We start from the raw sequence: 15979 nt of genomic DNA on the forward strand, positions 1-15979 counted from the left end.
TGATGGGGTGCTGAAACAAGTTCAGCATGACGTCTTTTTTTATTCTTCCTCTTTCGATTCGTCTTTTTGTTCTGAAGACGGATCAACAGATTTTGTAACACCCGCCTTAAACCGTGGTTTAAAACCAAGCGAGGCAGGTTTTTCTTCCTCCACAGGTTTCTCTGGTTCCCGCTTGGGTTCTTCTATGTTTTCGGTAGGCTCAACTGATGCGGCAGGTTTTGTAACTCCAGCCTTGAAGCGTGGTTTAAATCCAACAGGTGCTGAAGCTGGTTTTTCACTTTCAGCAGGTTTTTCCGGTTCGGGTGTCGACTCAGTATTTTCAACAGGCTCAGCGGGTTTAGTAACGCCTGCTTTAAATCTAGGCTTAAATCCAACAGGTGCTGCGGGTTTTTCTGCTTCTTCAGATTTTTCAACCTCAGGTTTTGGCTCGGATGCAGGTGTTGTTTCAGCAGGTTTGGTTGCTCCTGCTTTAAATCGTGGAGTAAAGCCCACTTTAGGGGCTGGTTGTGCCGGTTTTTCAGTTAAAGTTTCGGTGACAGTTTGCTCGGCTAAAGTGTTTTCAATGACTATTTTCTCCACCTTGGGTTCCGGCGGTGCAGGGAAGCGCAGCCTGAGCTTATTAAACCAGTATTTCTTAGTATGGTCGAAGCTTTTTTCGCCCATTTGTTCAAAGTGAATTTTAAATTCAGAAAAAAGCCCCGGCTCGCCCTGTTCTAGTGCAACCAGGCTGATCTTTTTCTTCTTAAAAAATTCTTCGAACGTCATTATATAGATTTGAGATGTGAGATATGAGATTTGAGACGTTTGCCCTCACTCATGCCTTCTATCTAATATTTAACATCAACATCTAAATCAAGTTGATTAAAATGTATCCCCTTATCTGTCAGCTTCCAATCCTCACGCTGCTCATCAGTCGCATTCATCAGCTTTGGAAAAAACTCCAGCGGAAAAACTTCCGACTTGCCATCTTCCTTTTCAACAAAAAGCAAGCCATTGCTAAAGGTCACTTTAACTTTCTTCTCCTGCCTGCGTGATGTGAAAAGGGGCATGGGTCAAATTCTAAAATCTAAATCCTAAACTCTAAGAGTAAGGCAACTAATCTCTAATCACTGATTAACTAATCTCTATTCAGCCATATTATGATAAACCGCCTGAACATCATCGTCCTCTTCCAGTTTATCTATCAGTTTCATTACATCTGCAACCTGCTCTTCGTTTACTTCGTGGAAGGATTGAGGGATGCGCTCCAGCTTAGCTGATTTGGTTTCAATACCAATCCCTTCCAATGTCTTCTGCATTTTACCGAAATCTTCAAAAGCGGTATGGATAACGGCAATATCATTACCTTCTTCGTCGGCCTCAATAAACAGTTCTTCTAAACCTGCGTCGATCAATTCAAACTCCAGTTCTTCCAGGTCGCGATCGCCGGGAACAAAAGTGAATACCGATTTGCGGGTGAATATAAAATCCAATGATCCTGTTTTACCCAATGTTCCGCCTACTTTGGTGAAGTAACTGCGCACGTTGGCAACGGTACGGTTAATATTATCTGTGGCAGTTTCAACCAAAATAGCTACGCCGTGCGGCGCGTATCCTTCGTATACAATTTCTTCGTAATCTTTTTCGTCGCGACTGGTGGCTCTTTTTATAGCTGCTTCCACACGGTCTTTAGGCATGTTTACTGCTTTGGCATTTTGCACGGCAGTGCGTAGGCGCGAGTTGGTGTTCGGATCGCCGCCGCCGGCTTTAACCGCCATTACAATTTCCTTACCAAGGCGTGTAAACTGCACCGCCATCTTCGACCAGCGCTTTAGCTTTCTTTCTTTGCGGAATTCAAATGCTCTTCCCATTTTTCTTTAATAGTCAATAGTCCATGGCCGATATTCCATGGATTCAGCGAATATAGTACTTGTTTCTTTATTTAACCGAATAAAAGCCTTTTAGCTTTATCCTTTCTGCTTTAAGCTAATATGACGCTTTTCAAATTCTTCAGCATATCCTCCGTCATCGCCCTCAGATCATACTCCAGTTTCCAGCCCCAGTCTTTTTGAGCGTAGCTGTCATCAATCGATTTCGGCCAACTATCAGCAATAGCTTGTCGCGGATCACTTTCAGCATAGCTGATTTCGAAATCAGGCATGAATTTTTTGATCTCATCAGCCAGTTGGGTAGGGGTAAAGCTGATGCCGGCAAGGTTATATGATGAACGGATAGTAACTTGTTCAGCGGGCGCATCCATCAGTGTGATAGTCGCGCGGATAGCATCATCCATATACATCATGGGCAAAGCAGTATTAGCTGATAAGAAACTTTGGTAGCTGCCGTTCTTTAATGCTTCATGAAATATATGCACGGCATAATCGGTAGTGCCACCGCCCGGGTTTGCCCGCCAGCCGATCAGGCCCGGATAACGGAGGCTGCGTACATCCAATCCATGTTTCTCGTAATAATATTCACACCAGCGCTCACCGGCCAGTTTGCTGAAACCATAAACGGTGTTAGGATCCATCACACAATACTGCGGTGTGTTTTCCTGCGGCGAATGTGGTCCGAAAACAGCTATCGAACTTGGCCAGAATACTTTTTTAACGCCAAACTCTACCGCGTAATCCAGTATCTGGATCAGGCCGGTCATGTTCAGGTCCCAGGCCATTTTGGGTTTTTGTTCGCCAACGGCGGATAGAATGGCCGCCAGCAAATACACTTGTGTGGGCTGATGTTTGGTAAAAATGTGATGCAGATTGTCCTTGTCCAGCACGTTCACAAACTCGAACGGGCCGCTGTGACGGATAACATAGGTAGGGCTGTTGATATCGGATGCGATTACTTGTTCGGCGCCATATTTATCGCGCAATGCGGTGACCAGTTCTGTCCCAATCTGGCCATTAGCGCCGATCACTAAAATCTTTTCGCTCATGAAGTTAATTATTGATGCGCAAAGGTAGATTTTTTTGCCTGAACCCAAATCCGCAGATTTTAGTTATTTGAAGATTTTTAAATTATCAGCGATGTTTTTACAATTAATTAAATATCAGCTTCATTTTAACCCAATAAATTAAGATTCAAATAATTCCAAATCAATAATGCACAATTAGCGCAGAATAATTCGGATATTTGGGGTTCATTTATTAATAAACAATTTTAAAAAACAATGAAAGTCGCAGTAGTAGGTGCCACAGGATTGGTGGGCACTAAAATGTTGCAGGTTCTGGCAGAACGCAACTTCCCGGTAACAGAGTTAATCCCCGCAGCTTCAGAAAAGAGTGTTGGTAAAGAAGTAACATTCAAGGGTAAGCAGTATAAGGTGGTTTCTGTTGAGGATGCGATAAAACAGAAGCCCGACCTGGCTTTATTTTCAGCCGGCGGGAGCACTTCATTGGCCCAGGCACCTTTGTTTGCCGAAGCAGGTACAACCGTTGTAGATAATTCATCAGCATGGCGCATGGACCCTACCAAGAAGCTGGTAGTGCCCGAAGTAAATGCCAACGTATTGACAGCAGAAGATAAGATCATTGCAAACCCTAACTGTTCAACCATACAAATGGTGGTTGCGCTGAAACCGTTGCATGATAAATATAAAGTGAAAAGAATTGTGGTTTCTACCTACCAGTCGGTAACCGGTACAGGCGTTAAAGCCGTTGACCAGTTATTCAACGAGCGTAAAGGTGTTACCGATGGTCCAAGGGCTTATACTTACCCTATCGACCTGAATGTGATCCCTCATATCGACGTGTTCACCGAAAACGGTTACACTAAAGAGGAAATGAAGATGATCAAAGAAACCCGCAAGATCATGGGTGACGACAGTATCCGTGTTACGGCTACTACCGTTCGTATCCCGGTTATTGGCGGTCACTCAGAGTCGGTGAACATCGAGTTTGAAAACGATTTCGATTTGGACGAAGTTCGTGACCTGTTGTCAAAATCTCCGGGCGTGGTAGTGGTTGACGACGTTGCCAACCTGAAATACCCGATGCCGCTTGATGCACACGAAAAAGACGAAGTATTTGTAGGCCGCATCCGTCGCGACGAAAGCAACCCGAATACTTTGAACTGCTGGATCGTGTCAGACAACCTGCGTAAAGGCGCTGCTACTAATGCGGTACAGATTGCTGAATACTTAATGGCAAATCACCTGATCGGTAACGCAGTAGAAGCGTAATTTAGCATACTTACTCAATCAACTATAAGCAGGGATAATCGAAAGATTATCCCTATTTTTATTGGATGAAATACCTGAGCCTGCTTTTAACTTCTTTCGGTTTTTTAACAACATCATCGCTTTTCGCGCAAACTCCTCATCAGATTGAAAACGATCTCTTAAAATCGTTTAAGAGAATTGATTATTGGGAGGACTATCGCAATTCCAATAAAGAAAATGTGGATAAGTCGGAGCGAGGCAACGATTCCCTGAATAAAGCGTGCGATACTTTTGCAGAAAAATTGAAGTTTTATACCTCGAATTATCCTTTTACTATCAACCAGGAGTTTTCTTCAATAGCGCAAAAGCGGAATAATGTAACCAAGAACAGAGTCAATATATTAACATCAACAGACGGCTTATTTAGGATTTACTCATGGGATACACGATCTGATGGTACGATGTATTCTTTTTCAGATGTGATTCAATATAAAATAGGGGAAAAAACTAAATCAAGTTTAATATCAGAGTCGGATTCAGGGCAATGGAAATATGTTTATTACTATTCTGATTTATATACGTTGAATGCAAACAACAAAACTTATTATTTGGCTATTTATAACGGTGCTTATACTCATGTTGAAGCTGGACAAGGAATACAAATATTTGCGATAGAAAATGGGAAACTGAACGATGATATAAAACTTATCAAAACTGGTTCTGGATTGCACAGTCAGTTGTACTATGAATATTTATTTGATGGTGGGAAGAACGACGATATAAAGTATGACCCTGTTCAAAAGACGATATCTTTACCCGTAGTTGTTTCTAAAGGGCGGGTAACAAATAAACGTATCACCTACAAATTCACCGGCCAATATTTCGAACGCGTAAAAAATTAAAACCCCTTGTAAGTTTTCCGACATAATTTCGACTAAGCAAACAACTGCTTAGAAAAATCATGTCAAAAAATTATCAGCAACTGGCGCCATTGGCTTTGCGTTTGGTTATCGGTTATGGATCAATGGCTCATGGCTGGGCCAAGTTAAGTCGTGGGGTAGGCGGGTTCGAAAAGCTATTAATGTTCCTTCATGTTCCATTCCCACACTTGATGGCGTGGGTAGTGCCATTGACAGAGTTAATATGCGGCTTCGCTATTCTAGTGGGTCTATTTATCAGAGTTACAGCTATTCCAATGATCTTTGTGATGCTGACCGCAATGTTCACGGTTCACCTTAAATATGGATTCAGCGCAATAAAGACGATAGGCTTGTCCGCGGACGGCCCTTTATTCGGTCCACCGGGATATGAGGTTGATCTATTATATATTGCAGGTTTGATAACGCTGATTATAATCGGATCGGGGGCTTTTTCATTGGATGTCTTGATCTCAAAGAAAAGTAAAGAGAGGACGAATTAGCAAAAAAATAGGCAGTCTGCAATATTCTGCAAACTGCCCACTAATAACTGCAAACTGAACCTATCTCCAGCTTTTATATTGATTGATCAATCCATTAGTAGATGAATCGTGGCTGCTGATCTCGTCATTAGTCCTTAATTCAGGAAGAATTTTTCCCGCTAATTGCTTGCCAAGCTCAACACCCCACTGATCAAAGCTGTAGATGTTCCAGATAATGCCCTGAACAAATATCTTGTGCTCATACATGGCGATCAATGAACCCAATGTACGCGGCGTGATCTTCTTCACTAAAATAGAATTGGTTGGACGATTGCCGTCAAATTCTTTAAACGGAGCCAGTTTTTCTATTTCGGCATCTGATTTGCCTGCCGCTTTTAATTCTGCTACTACTTCCTCGCGGGTTTTGCCGTTCATTAAAGCTTCGGTTTGAGCAAAGAAGTTAGACAATAACATCTGGTGATGCTCGCCCAGCGGATTGTGTGAAATTGCTGGCGCGATAAAATCGCATGGGATCAATTTGGTTCCCTGGTGAATCAGCTGATAAAATGCATGCTGGCCGTTAGTGCCCGGTTCACCCCAAATGATCGGCCCGGTAGAATAATCTACAGTATTGCCGTTGCGGTCAACATGTTTGCCGTTACTTTCCATGTCTCCCTGCTGGAAATAAGCCGCAAAGCGGTGCATGTATTGATCGTAAGGCAGGATAGCTTCGGTTTCAGATTCGAAGAAATTGTTATACCAGATACCAACTAAAGCTAATATCACAGGCAGGTTTTGCTCCAGTTCGGTATTTTTAAAATGCTGGTCCATCTGGTGTGCGCCGGTAAGCAGTTCGGTAAAGTTCTCAAAACCGATGCTTAAAGAAATCGATAAACCGATTGCGCTCCATAACGAATAACGACCACCCACCCAATCCCAAAACTCGAACATATTCTTGGTGTCGATACCAAATTTTTCGACTGCCTGCGCATTAGTTGATAGGGCAGCGAAATGTTTAGCAACGTCGCCATCTTTACCGCCGCCGGCAATAAACCAGTCGCGGGCGCTGTGGGCATTTGCCATAGTTTCCTGTGTGGTGAATGTTTTTGAAGCGATCAGGAATAAAGTGGTTTCCGGGTTAAGCGGTTTCAGCGCTTCAACTATATGTGTTGCATCCACGTTGGATACAAAGTGCATCTTCAAATGATTTTTATATGGACGCAAAGCCTCGGTTACCATTACGGGACCAAGGTCTGAGCCGCCGATGCCGATATTTACTACATCGGTAATGGCTTTGCCGGTGTATCCTTTCCACGAGCCGGAGATGATCGCCTCGCTGAAGTTTTTCATCTGATCGAGCACGCGGTTTACGTCCTGCATCACGTCTTGTCCATCGACATAGATTGGACTGTTGCTCCTGTTTCTCAGGGCGATATGCAGCACCGGGCGGTTCTCTGTCACGTTGATCCTGTCGCCCGAAAACATAGCTTCGGCTGCATCTTTTACCCTACATTCTTTTGCCAACTGTATCAATAAAGCAACGGTCTCGTCGTCGATACGGTTCTTGGAGAAGTCGAGCAGGATGTCGTTAAATTTTAATGAAAACTTCTCAAATCTTTCGCTATCAGCTTTAAAAAGGTCTTTTAGGCTCTTTGAAGTGATGTCAATGTAATGGTCGGCTAAGTATTTATAAGCCTGGGTCGTGGTGAAATCAATATTTGGCAGCATGTTTGAATGGTTTTAGACAAAAATAGAATTAAAAATTCAGGTGAATGACAATAAATTTTAGTGTTTTTTCGATGGCCTCGAAACTGAAATTTGTGTCGTGTCTACACCTGTTTTCGGTGTCAAAAACACACCTCTTTTGGGTGTTAAAACAACACACCCTACATAGTGTTTAATGTACACTGAAAAATTGTGAAAATCTTAAAATATTTTGACAATTCTTTTGATTTTATAAAAATTTAAGTCATACCTTTGTGGTGTTGATAAATAAAAAAGCTATTTGTCATCAAAATGTTAATCTGCTAATTGAGGGAATTTTTTATGTTTGAGAGACTCTTTTTGATAGTGAAAAATAACGCCGGGACGGCTGTTATTGACAATCCGGAAATACTAGAAAAAGACCGTGAAGCCGTAATCAACGATGCTTCAAGTTCTATTATCGAGGTTTTTAAAGGACAGATGGAATCGGGTAAGTTAAAAGACCTTGTAAAATATTTCCAATACCCGGAAATATATAAGAGTCCGCTGACCACAAGTGTGATCAACAAGTTCGCTAACAAGCTGAACCGATATTACAATATCAGTCCTGCTTCGGCGTTAAATATTTCTAAAGCATTAATCCCGCCGGTGATGCTTGAGTTGATCGAGCAAACCAAAGGCGAAAAGAATAAGGAATTTACTTTAACTACTTTCCTTACGAAATTAAATGGCAACCGCGCCGACCTGACCACCCTGTTAGACAGGCTGATGGTTGGATAAAGATACACTACCTATAAAAGCACGTTCAGAGGGGCTGTATTAATTTACAACCCCTTTGACGTTTTTTAGGGCAGCCTTCGGCGTTGGAAGGTTGTAAAGTTGAAAAGTTGTAAGGTTGAAAAGTTGCTTTTCATCTTGAATCATCTGCACATCTACTCATCTGCACATTTGCACATCAATCAACGCATCTGCACATCAAAAATCTGCACATTAAACTTATATTTGCGCCATGACTAAAGAACAGATCCAGGACTTGAGGGATAGAATAACTTCCCTGAGGAGGCATCTTTGACATCGATAACAAACTCGATGCACTACAAAAAGAACAGGAAATAACCGTTGGGCCCAATTTCTGGGATAGCCCTAAGGAAGCCGAAAAGGTTCTGGCTTCTATCAAAACCAAAAAAGTTTGGACAGACGCTTTTCAGCAGGTAGAATCAACTGTTGAAGATACCGGCGTGTTATTTGAATTTTACCAGGCAGGCGACGCTTCGGAAGCGGAAATGCTGGAGCAGTTTGATACAGCGACGACTGCTGTTGAAGAACTGGAATTCAAAAATATGCTGTCGGCTGAAGAAGATCAGCTGAATGCCGTATTGCAGATCACGGCAGGCGCCGGTGGTACCGAAAGCTGCGACTGGGCCGGCATGCTGATGCGTATGTACATTATGTGGGGCGAAAAGAACGGCTATAAAGTTACCGAGCAGGACTTCCAGGAAGGCGATGTGGCTGGAGTGAAGACAGTTACTTTACAATTCGAGGGTGATTTTGCTTACGGATATCTGAAAGGGGAGAACGGCGTACACCGTTTAGTACGTATATCACCGTTTGATGCGAATGCCAAGCGCCATACCTCGTTTGCCTCAGTTTATGTTTATCCGTTAGTAGATGATACAATCGAGATCGAGATCAACCCGGCAGATGTTGAGTTTGAGACTTTCCGTTCGGGAGGTGCAGGTGGGCAAAACGTAAACAAGGTGGAAACCGCCGTTCGTTTGTATCACAAACCATCGGGTATTATTATCAAAAACCAGGAGTCGCGCTCACAATTGCAAAACAAGGATAATGCGATGCGCTTACTAAAATCGCAATTGTACGAGATCGAGATGCGGAAACGCCAGGAGACTACTAATGCGATAGAAGGCAGCAAGAAGAAAATTGAATGGGGCTCACAAATCAGGAACTATGTTTTGCATCCATATAAACTGGTAAAAGATTTGCGTACTGATCACGAAACATCCAATGCGCAAGCAGTATTAGATGGCGATCTGAACGATTTCCTGAAAGCTTATTTGATGGAATTTGGCGGTTCAAAATAGTTGGCTATATTTGGTTATTACCGATTAACCGTCAACTATACATTAACCATGCTAAAAAACATCTGCTTATTGTTCGGCGCAGCTATGCTATTTTCTTCAAGTTCTAACGCACAGGAAAAACCAATTCCGCTTTATCCTAATGGCGTGCCCAATTCAAAAAAGGCACCGGCTACTTATTTTGAGAAAAGGGAAGGGTATAGTATTAGCCAGGTAACGGACCCGACGATCACGCCATACTTTCCGGAAAAGGGCAAGGCTAACGGTACTGCAGTTATCGTATTTCCCGGCGGTGGTTATATCAATTTAACGATTACTTACGAAGGGGAAGACATTGCCAGGGAGTTCAACAAAATTGGTGTCACGGCTTTTGTCGTAAAATACCGTTTGCCGAGTGACGAAATCATGGTTGATAAAACCATTGGACCGTTACAGGATGCACAAAGGTCAATACAAATAGTACGTGAGCGGGCCGCCGAATGGGGCATAAAGCCTGATAAAATTGGTATTATCGGCTTTTCGGCAGGTGGACATTTGGCATCGACACTGGCGACACATTTTAAGAAAGAGGTAATACCTAATAAAAAAAATATCAGCCTGCGACCTGATTTTGCGATGCTCATTTACCCGGTTATAACCTTCGGGCCATTTGCGCATGCAGGTTCACGCAAAAACCTGATCGGTAACAACCCGTCGCAGGAACTAATTGATCTATACTCCAATGAAAAGCAAATAGACGCGGATACACCGCCATGCTTTTTGGTACACGCAGAAAATGACGACGCTGTACCCGTTCAAAATGCCTTATTGTTTTATGATGGTTTAATAAACAATAAAGTAAAGGCCGAGATGCACCTTTTCCAGGAAGGCGGTCACGGTTTTGGTATGACTAACCCTAAAAACAAAGGGAAATGGTTTGAGTGGGGCGCGAATTGGATGGCAGAAAATGGCTTTTGATTAGGGATTACACCGATTATAAAGTGAGATTACACAGATTAACCGGTCACTGATCACAGGTTAACAGATCACTGATTAACTATCTCCAACAACTCATTCAACTCCGCCACCTTATCCGTCGATCCCAAATTCTCGTAAGCACTGATCAGGTTACGCAATATGCGGCGTACGATATCTGCATTTGAGCAAGGCTCATAAAATTGCTTTTCCGCTTTCAGGTTCAATTGCTTCAGGAACATATCCACATCCCGCCGACCGAAGATAAATCCCTTGTTAAAGGCATTAATATAAAATAAAACCCCGCCTTCAAATTCGCTTTCTCTCGTTTCATCCACATAAGCCAGGATAAAGTGTTGCGGCAGGTTGACGCCATAAACTGGTATATCCAGCTTTTGAGCGATAATGGAATAAATAATAGCTAATGATATCTGGTTGCCCTTCTTTGTTTCCAAAACCTGGTTCAGGTAACTATTTTGCGGATCCTGGTGATTGGATGTATTGCCGCTAAAGCCATGTATGTTGTAAAAAACATGGTTGATGAGCTTCACCTGCTCCGCTGGACTGCTGTCATAGATCATCTGCAGCCAGATATCGCGCTTGATTGCCTCGATCTGGTTGATCACTTTTTGTTCATCCAGGTCAGGGTATTGGTATTTGTTGATGATCAGCGCACCTTGCAGTAAGTCGAAAGCGCCGCCATGATACCATAATTTCAGTTCGTCTTTTACCAGTCTGAATTGTATCTCGTGCACCAGGTTGGCAATGCGTTCCTGTTGTATTGGGTCGAAAGCCTGCTCCCATGCCGACTCAAGGTATTCGATCACCTCGCCGCCGTAGGAAAGAATTTTATCGTGGATATGCTCATATATTTCCCGGTCGGGGTCGTCAAGCAGTTTTATCAGGGAATTGATCTCTTTAGGGTCTATCATATTTCTATGTAAGCTAAAATACTAAACCTTTGTCTATTTTTACGGCCATGTTAAATTTTAGGTTCGCGAAGGACTACCTGCTGCATCGCTTGAGGGGTAATAACAGGCACGGAACACATTCGCCTTTTGTTTACAGGCTGTTAGATGAGGTTATTTACGATTATAAACGCAAAGATATTTATAATGATATAGAAGGCATTCGTACGCAACTGCTTTCTGACACCAGGATGATAACTGTAACTGATCTGGGTGCAGGATCGCTAGTCAATAATAATAAGCAGAAGAAAATAAGCGAGATCGCCAAAAATGCTCTAAAACCACCCAAACTGGCCCAATTGCTTTATCGTCTGGTAAAAGATCAGCAACCAAAAAACATGATCGAGCTGGGAACTTGCCTTGGCACGACCTCTTTATATTTAAAAAGCGCTGCACCTGAAGCCGAATTGTATACATTGGAAGGCTGCCCTCAAACTGCAAATGCTGCAAAAGAGGTTTTTGAGAAATCTAACATTCATGGAATAAAGCAGGTAATCGGAAACTTCGATGATACATTAAAAGAAGTGATCGACAATTTAGATCAACTTGATTTCGTTTTTGTAGATGGTAATCACCAAAAAGATGCAACGCTGAAATATTTTGATTGGTGCCTGCCCAAAGTGCACGAAAATACCTTACTGATATTCGACGACATTTACTGGAGCGAAGGCATGAAAGAAGCCTGGGCGCAAATAAAAGCGCATCCGCAGGTTACTGTGACTGTTGATCTTTTCTGGATAGGGTTGGTGTACTTTAAAAAAGGGCAGGTGAAAGAGGATTTTATTGTGAAGATTTGAGGATGTGCAGATGTGCGAATATGCAGATGTGCAAATGATAAAAAAGAAATAAAGTTAAAGCCATCTGCACATCTACTAATCTGCACATTTGCACATCAAAACGCTTGTCCCAATCCGATATAAAACCCGCTCTGCCTTGCCTCACCGGCCACCTTTTCACCAATACCATAATCAGCACGAATGCTGAGCCCTTTTTCGGTATCAAAGAAATAACGGACACCACCTCCATAATTTGGTTTTAAGGTATTAATAGAGAAATCACCATGCGCCACTTCGCCGGTTCCTAAGAAACCTACGATGCCAATACGGTTGCAGATGCGATAGCGCAGCTCGGTTTGCCCGGCAATAAAGTTGCGGTCGCGGTAACGGCCGTTGTAATAACCGCGCATCATCTCGTCACTGCCTAGTTCCGGAAGCAGATAGAAGGGTGATTGTCCCCCAGTAAGGCTTTGTTCCTGTATGTCTACTGCCAGAATAAACTTTTTGCTCAATTTGAAAAATTGAGAATATTCTATATTCAAAAACCCGCCCACGTAATTATTGTTGCTTAAAATGCCATGCATGAGGTTATAATAAGCGGTGATGATAGTGCCTTTAGTAGTATAGGTATTATTGTCGCGTGTATCGAATATCAAACTTGGTCCGATAAATACACTTGCACCTCCTGATCTGTCCTGAACTTGCGGATCAGTCTCAAAAAACGAACTCGCCGGATCAGCATTGGCATATTTGTAATTAAATCCTCCCGCGACTATACCGGCGTACAATTGCTTGGTGATCAATTTCTCAGCATCCAGGTTGAATTTAAAACGTTTTTCATCCACCAGTTCGCCATCAGCTTTACGGGTATTGTTGCCAATACCATAAAAGTTAAAGGGGAAATGAATATAGCTAATAGCAGAATATACATGCCATTCATTCGCTGGTGAAAAATAAGTAGTACTTAAACTGAAACGGCTTTGACCTTTTGTGGTAACCGTAGCGTATCCATATATATTGGAGACTTTAGTAAAGCTTTTTCGGCTGGTATCGCTGTAGTAGGAGTATAGGCCCGCTCCGCCAATTTCTACACCGGTTTCAGGGGCAGAACTCAATACCGGCAACACAACAAAGCTGCTATGCTTGGTGCTGTCGTTATCAAAATACATCTTATTGATAAACTTGGGCAGCCATTTTATCTGGGCGTTTGCGTGAAATACGCTAAGTAAAAAAATAAGTACGGTAAATAGTTTTTTCATAGGCTGCAACGGCGCGAAGATAAAACTCAAATTCGGCATAGTTGTTTACCCCGAAAGGTAATTTTGAAATTTAACAACCAGATTAAACAAAATATCTAATTTTGCGCCCACACATTACAGCTGAAACATGAGTAACACACGAGGACCAATCTCTCAGTTTATTGAAAAAAATTACCTGCACTTTAATGCTGCCGCATTAATGGACGCAGCCAAAGGATATGAAACCCATTTGGCCGAAGGCGGCAAAATGATGGTGACACTGGCAGGCGCAATGAGCACTGCCGAATTAGGTATCTCTCTTGCCGAAATGATCCGCCAGGATAAAATTGCTATTATTTCGTGCACCGGCGCTAACCTGGAAGAAGATATCATGAACCTGGTGGCCCACTCACACTACAAACGCGTTCCGAATTACCGCGACCTTAGTCCGCAGGACGAATGGGATCTGTTAGAAAACCACTACAACCGCGTAACCGATACCTGTATCCCCGAAGAAGAAGCTTTCCGCCGTTTGCAAAAACATATTCATAAAATATGGAAAGATGCTGATGACAAGGGTGAGCGTTACTTCCCGCATGAGTTCATGTACAAAATTTTACTGAACGGCGAACTGGAGCAATACTATGAGATCGACCCGAAAAACTCATGGATGCTGGCAGCTGCCGAAAAGAACCTGCCGATAGTTGTACCAGGATGGGAAGACTCAACCATGGGCAACATCTTCGCTTCATACGTGATCAAGGGGCAGATAAAATCTACTACCATGAAGAGCGGTATCGAGTATATGGCATGGCTGGCCGACTGGTATGTTAAAAACTCAGAAGGTAAAGGAATAGGCTTTTTCCAGATAGGCGGTGGTATCGCGGGCGACTTCCCGATATGTGTTGTGCCGATGCTTTACCAGGATATGGAAATGGAAAATATCCCGTTCTGGAGCTATTTCTGCCAGATATCTGATTCAACCACTTCATACGGGTCATACTCGGGGGCAGTGCCTAACGAGAAGATAACCTGGGGTAAGCTGGATATCAATACACCTAAGTTTATAGTCGAATCTGATGCAACCATAGTTGCTCCGCTTATTTTTGCCTGGATATTAAAACAATAATTTTATTATAAAAAAAAGGTAATATTGTATTAACAAACCTAGTTGATTTCACATAAGTAAAAACAGCCAAATTTCAATCTAAAACCTAATTTTCTCATTTATTTAGAACGATTATAAATTAGATATTACTGTCATTAATTTGTCAGCCATACTGTAATAAATTTTACTTTTGTGCCTGAAAAAGCGGGTTAAAACACACTTGATTTGTCTATTTTCATATATTAACTACAAAACTATTTAGCACAAATACGCTTTATGAGAAGTATCTCATTGATTTTAAAACAATTTTCAAGACAAGTTATCTTAATAGCAGGTCTTGCTATTTGTGGACTCACAGCCTATGCCCAGGGAGATGCTTCTAAAGGCGAGGCCATCTTTAAAGCCAAATGTACAGCCTGCCATAAATTGGATCAACGAGTAATTGGTCCGGCTCTTGGTCCTACACTGGAAGCTGAAACTGATGACAAGTGGCTCACCAAATGGATCCAGAACAACCAGGCGTTGATCGCGGCTAAAGACCCTAAAGCTCTTAAGATCTACAATGAGTTCAACGGGGCTGCCATGACTGTTTTCGGCGACCTGTCTGACGGTGATGTTGCAAACGTTATTGCTTATGTACGTACCGAGTACAAAAAAGAAAAAGAAGCTACTCCTGCCGCCGGCGCTGCTGCCGCACAGGAAACAGGTCCAAGCAACATTGTTGTTTTTGGTCTGATCGGTGTGATCATCATTGCCTTCATTGTAATCCTGGTATTAAACAAGGTAATCAGCACTTTAGAGCGTTTGGTTGCTAACAGGCCGGCACTTGCTCCTGAGGAAGTTGCTGCTGAAGAGGAAGCAGGTCCTTCCAAAGGACTCTTGTTAGCGAAAATGCTTATCAAGAATAAGAAATTCGTATTCTTTGTGTTACTATGTGGAACGATATTCTGCAGCAGCTGGACATGGGTTATTTTGTGGAACACCAACGTTCACACAGGTTATCAACCGGTTCAACCTATTAAATTTCCACACGATCTGCACGCTGGTGTAATGCAGATCAACTGTCAGTATTGCCACTCCGGTGCATACAAATCTAAAAACGCAACCATCCCTTCATTAAATATATGTATGAATTGCCACAAGGTAATTACTACAAGAATGGGAGCCAAAGAGCCATCTGCTGAGATCGCTAAGATCTATGATGCATTGGGTTACGATCCGGCTACTCAGAAATACGATAGCACCAAGATGCATCCTATCCAGTGGGTACGCGTTCACAACCTGCCTGATTTGGCTTACTTCAACCACTCACAGCATGTGAAAGTACAGGGCCTGAAATGCCAGACTTGCCACGGCCCGGTTGAAACCATGAAAGAAGTTTATCAATACTCACCGGTTACTATGAAATGGTGCATCCAGTGCCACAAACGTACTGAGATCAACATCAAAGGCAACGCTTACTACGAAAAGATGGAGCAGGTTCACGAGCTGATCAGAAAAGGCGGTAAAGTAACTGAGGCCATGATGGGCGGTATAGAGTGCGGCAAGTGCCACTATTAATAAATAATTTGAGAAACATTACAGTTTATATAGCT

At 42.6% G+C, this 15979-nt stretch carries 16 protein-coding genes; 9 read left to right on the forward strand and 7 right to left on the reverse strand.

The window, feature by feature from the left end:
• Positions 1 to 39: 39 nt before the first annotated feature.
• From VIM89_RS13010 to VIM89_RS13025, 4 genes are all read right to left on the reverse strand, one after another.
• On the reverse strand, positions 40 to 765 hold the full coding sequence (locus VIM89_RS13010) for a hypothetical protein (protein WP_488156593.1): 726 nt from the start codon (positions 763 to 765) through the stop codon (positions 40 to 42).
• A 62-nt stretch (positions 766 to 827) separates the two neighbouring features.
• A complete protein-coding gene (locus VIM89_RS13015) occupies positions 828 to 1049 on the reverse strand; it encodes a DUF2442 domain-containing protein (protein WP_488156594.1) in 222 nt (73 codons plus the stop codon).
• A 75-nt stretch (positions 1050 to 1124) separates the two neighbouring features.
• Positions 1125 to 1850: a YebC/PmpR family DNA-binding transcriptional regulator gene (locus tag VIM89_RS13020; RefSeq protein ID WP_488156595.1), complete on the reverse strand. Its 726-nt coding sequence runs from the start codon at positions 1848 to 1850 to the stop codon at positions 1125 to 1127.
• A gap of 110 nt (positions 1851 to 1960) precedes the next feature.
• Positions 1961 to 2917 (reverse strand): NAD-dependent epimerase/dehydratase family protein, encoded by a 957-nt coding sequence (locus tag VIM89_RS13025; RefSeq protein ID WP_488156596.1) that lies wholly within the window; start codon positions 2915 to 2917, stop codon positions 1961 to 1963.
• Positions 2918 to 3151: 234 nt separating this feature from the next.
• Between VIM89_RS13025 and VIM89_RS13030 the strand changes: the two genes are divergently transcribed.
• From VIM89_RS13030 to VIM89_RS13040, 3 genes are all read left to right on the forward strand, one after another.
• Positions 3152 to 4162 (forward strand): aspartate-semialdehyde dehydrogenase, encoded by a 1011-nt coding sequence (locus tag VIM89_RS13030; protein WP_488156597.1) that lies wholly within the window; start codon positions 3152 to 3154, stop codon positions 4160 to 4162.
• Between the two features lie 65 nt (positions 4163 to 4227).
• Positions 4228 to 5043, forward strand: coding sequence for a hypothetical protein (locus tag VIM89_RS13035; protein WP_488156598.1), 816 nt, complete (start codon positions 4228 to 4230; stop codon positions 5041 to 5043).
• Positions 5044 to 5102: 59 nt separating this feature from the next.
• A complete protein-coding gene (locus VIM89_RS13040) occupies positions 5103 to 5561 on the forward strand; it encodes a DoxX family protein (RefSeq protein WP_488156599.1) in 459 nt (152 codons plus the stop codon).
• Between the two features lie 60 nt (positions 5562 to 5621).
• Here the strand turns inward: VIM89_RS13040 and pgi are convergent, their stop codons facing one another.
• Positions 5622 to 7268 carry a glucose-6-phosphate isomerase gene (pgi, locus tag VIM89_RS13045; RefSeq protein WP_488156600.1) on the reverse strand — a complete coding sequence of 549 codons (1647 nt, stop codon included), beginning with the start codon at positions 7266 to 7268 and terminating at the stop codon, positions 5622 to 5624.
• 318 nt (positions 7269 to 7586) lie between these two features.
• Here pgi and VIM89_RS13050 point away from each other — a divergent pair, with 318 nt between their 5' ends.
• The 3 genes from VIM89_RS13050 to VIM89_RS13060 all read left to right on the forward strand — a co-directional run bounded on the left by VIM89_RS13050 (position 7587) and on the right by VIM89_RS13060 (position 10297).
• The gene (locus VIM89_RS13050; protein ID WP_488156601.1) at positions 7587 to 8024 is read left to right on the forward strand and encodes a hypothetical protein; all 438 of its coding nucleotides are present in this window, start codon (positions 7587 to 7589) and stop codon (positions 8022 to 8024) included.
• A gap of 229 nt (positions 8025 to 8253) precedes the next feature.
• Positions 8254 to 9343, forward strand: a protein-coding gene (prfB, locus tag VIM89_RS13055; RefSeq protein WP_488156602.1) for a peptide chain release factor 2 whose coding sequence is annotated in 2 segments (ribosomal slippage) — positions 8254 to 8313 and positions 8315 to 9343 — 1089 coding nt in all. Because the reading frame shifts where the segments join, the coding sequence is not laid out codon by codon here.
• 48 nt (positions 9344 to 9391) lie between these two features.
• The gene (locus VIM89_RS13060) at positions 9392 to 10297 is read left to right on the forward strand and encodes an alpha/beta hydrolase (RefSeq protein WP_488156603.1); all 906 of its coding nucleotides are present in this window, start codon (positions 9392 to 9394) and stop codon (positions 10295 to 10297) included.
• Positions 10298 to 10365: 68 nt separating this feature from the next.
• Here the strand turns inward: VIM89_RS13060 and VIM89_RS13065 are convergent, their stop codons facing one another.
• Complete coding sequence (locus VIM89_RS13065; RefSeq protein ID WP_488156604.1) at positions 10366 to 11226, reverse strand: transglutaminase-like domain-containing protein; 861 nt, start codon at positions 11224 to 11226, stop codon at positions 10366 to 10368.
• A 47-nt stretch (positions 11227 to 11273) separates the two neighbouring features.
• Between VIM89_RS13065 and VIM89_RS13070 the strand changes: the two genes are divergently transcribed.
• Positions 11274 to 12059 carry an O-methyltransferase gene (locus VIM89_RS13070; protein ID WP_488156605.1) on the forward strand — a complete coding sequence of 262 codons (786 nt, stop codon included), beginning with the start codon at positions 11274 to 11276 and terminating at the stop codon, positions 12057 to 12059.
• 95 nt (positions 12060 to 12154) lie between these two features.
• Here the strand turns inward: VIM89_RS13070 and VIM89_RS13075 are convergent, their stop codons facing one another.
• Positions 12155 to 13297, reverse strand: a complete 1143-nt coding sequence (locus VIM89_RS13075) for a BamA/TamA family outer membrane protein (protein WP_488156606.1) — start codon at positions 13295 to 13297, stop codon at positions 12155 to 12157.
• Between the two features lie 127 nt (positions 13298 to 13424).
• Here VIM89_RS13075 and VIM89_RS13080 point away from each other — a divergent pair, with 127 nt between their 5' ends.
• Both VIM89_RS13080 and VIM89_RS13085 read left to right on the forward strand, forming a co-directional pair.
• Positions 13425 to 14405 carry a deoxyhypusine synthase family protein gene (locus tag VIM89_RS13080; protein ID WP_488156607.1) on the forward strand — a complete coding sequence of 327 codons (981 nt, stop codon included), beginning with the start codon at positions 13425 to 13427 and terminating at the stop codon, positions 14403 to 14405.
• Between the two features lie 255 nt (positions 14406 to 14660).
• Positions 14661 to 15944, forward strand: coding sequence for a c-type cytochrome (locus VIM89_RS13085; protein WP_488156608.1), 1284 nt, complete (start codon positions 14661 to 14663; stop codon positions 15942 to 15944).
• Positions 15945 to 15979 lie beyond the last annotated feature (35 nt).

This window comes from Mucilaginibacter sp., from assembly GCF_036568825.1.
In the GTDB taxonomy this organism is placed as follows: domain Bacteria; phylum Bacteroidota; class Bacteroidia; order Sphingobacteriales; family Sphingobacteriaceae; genus Mucilaginibacter.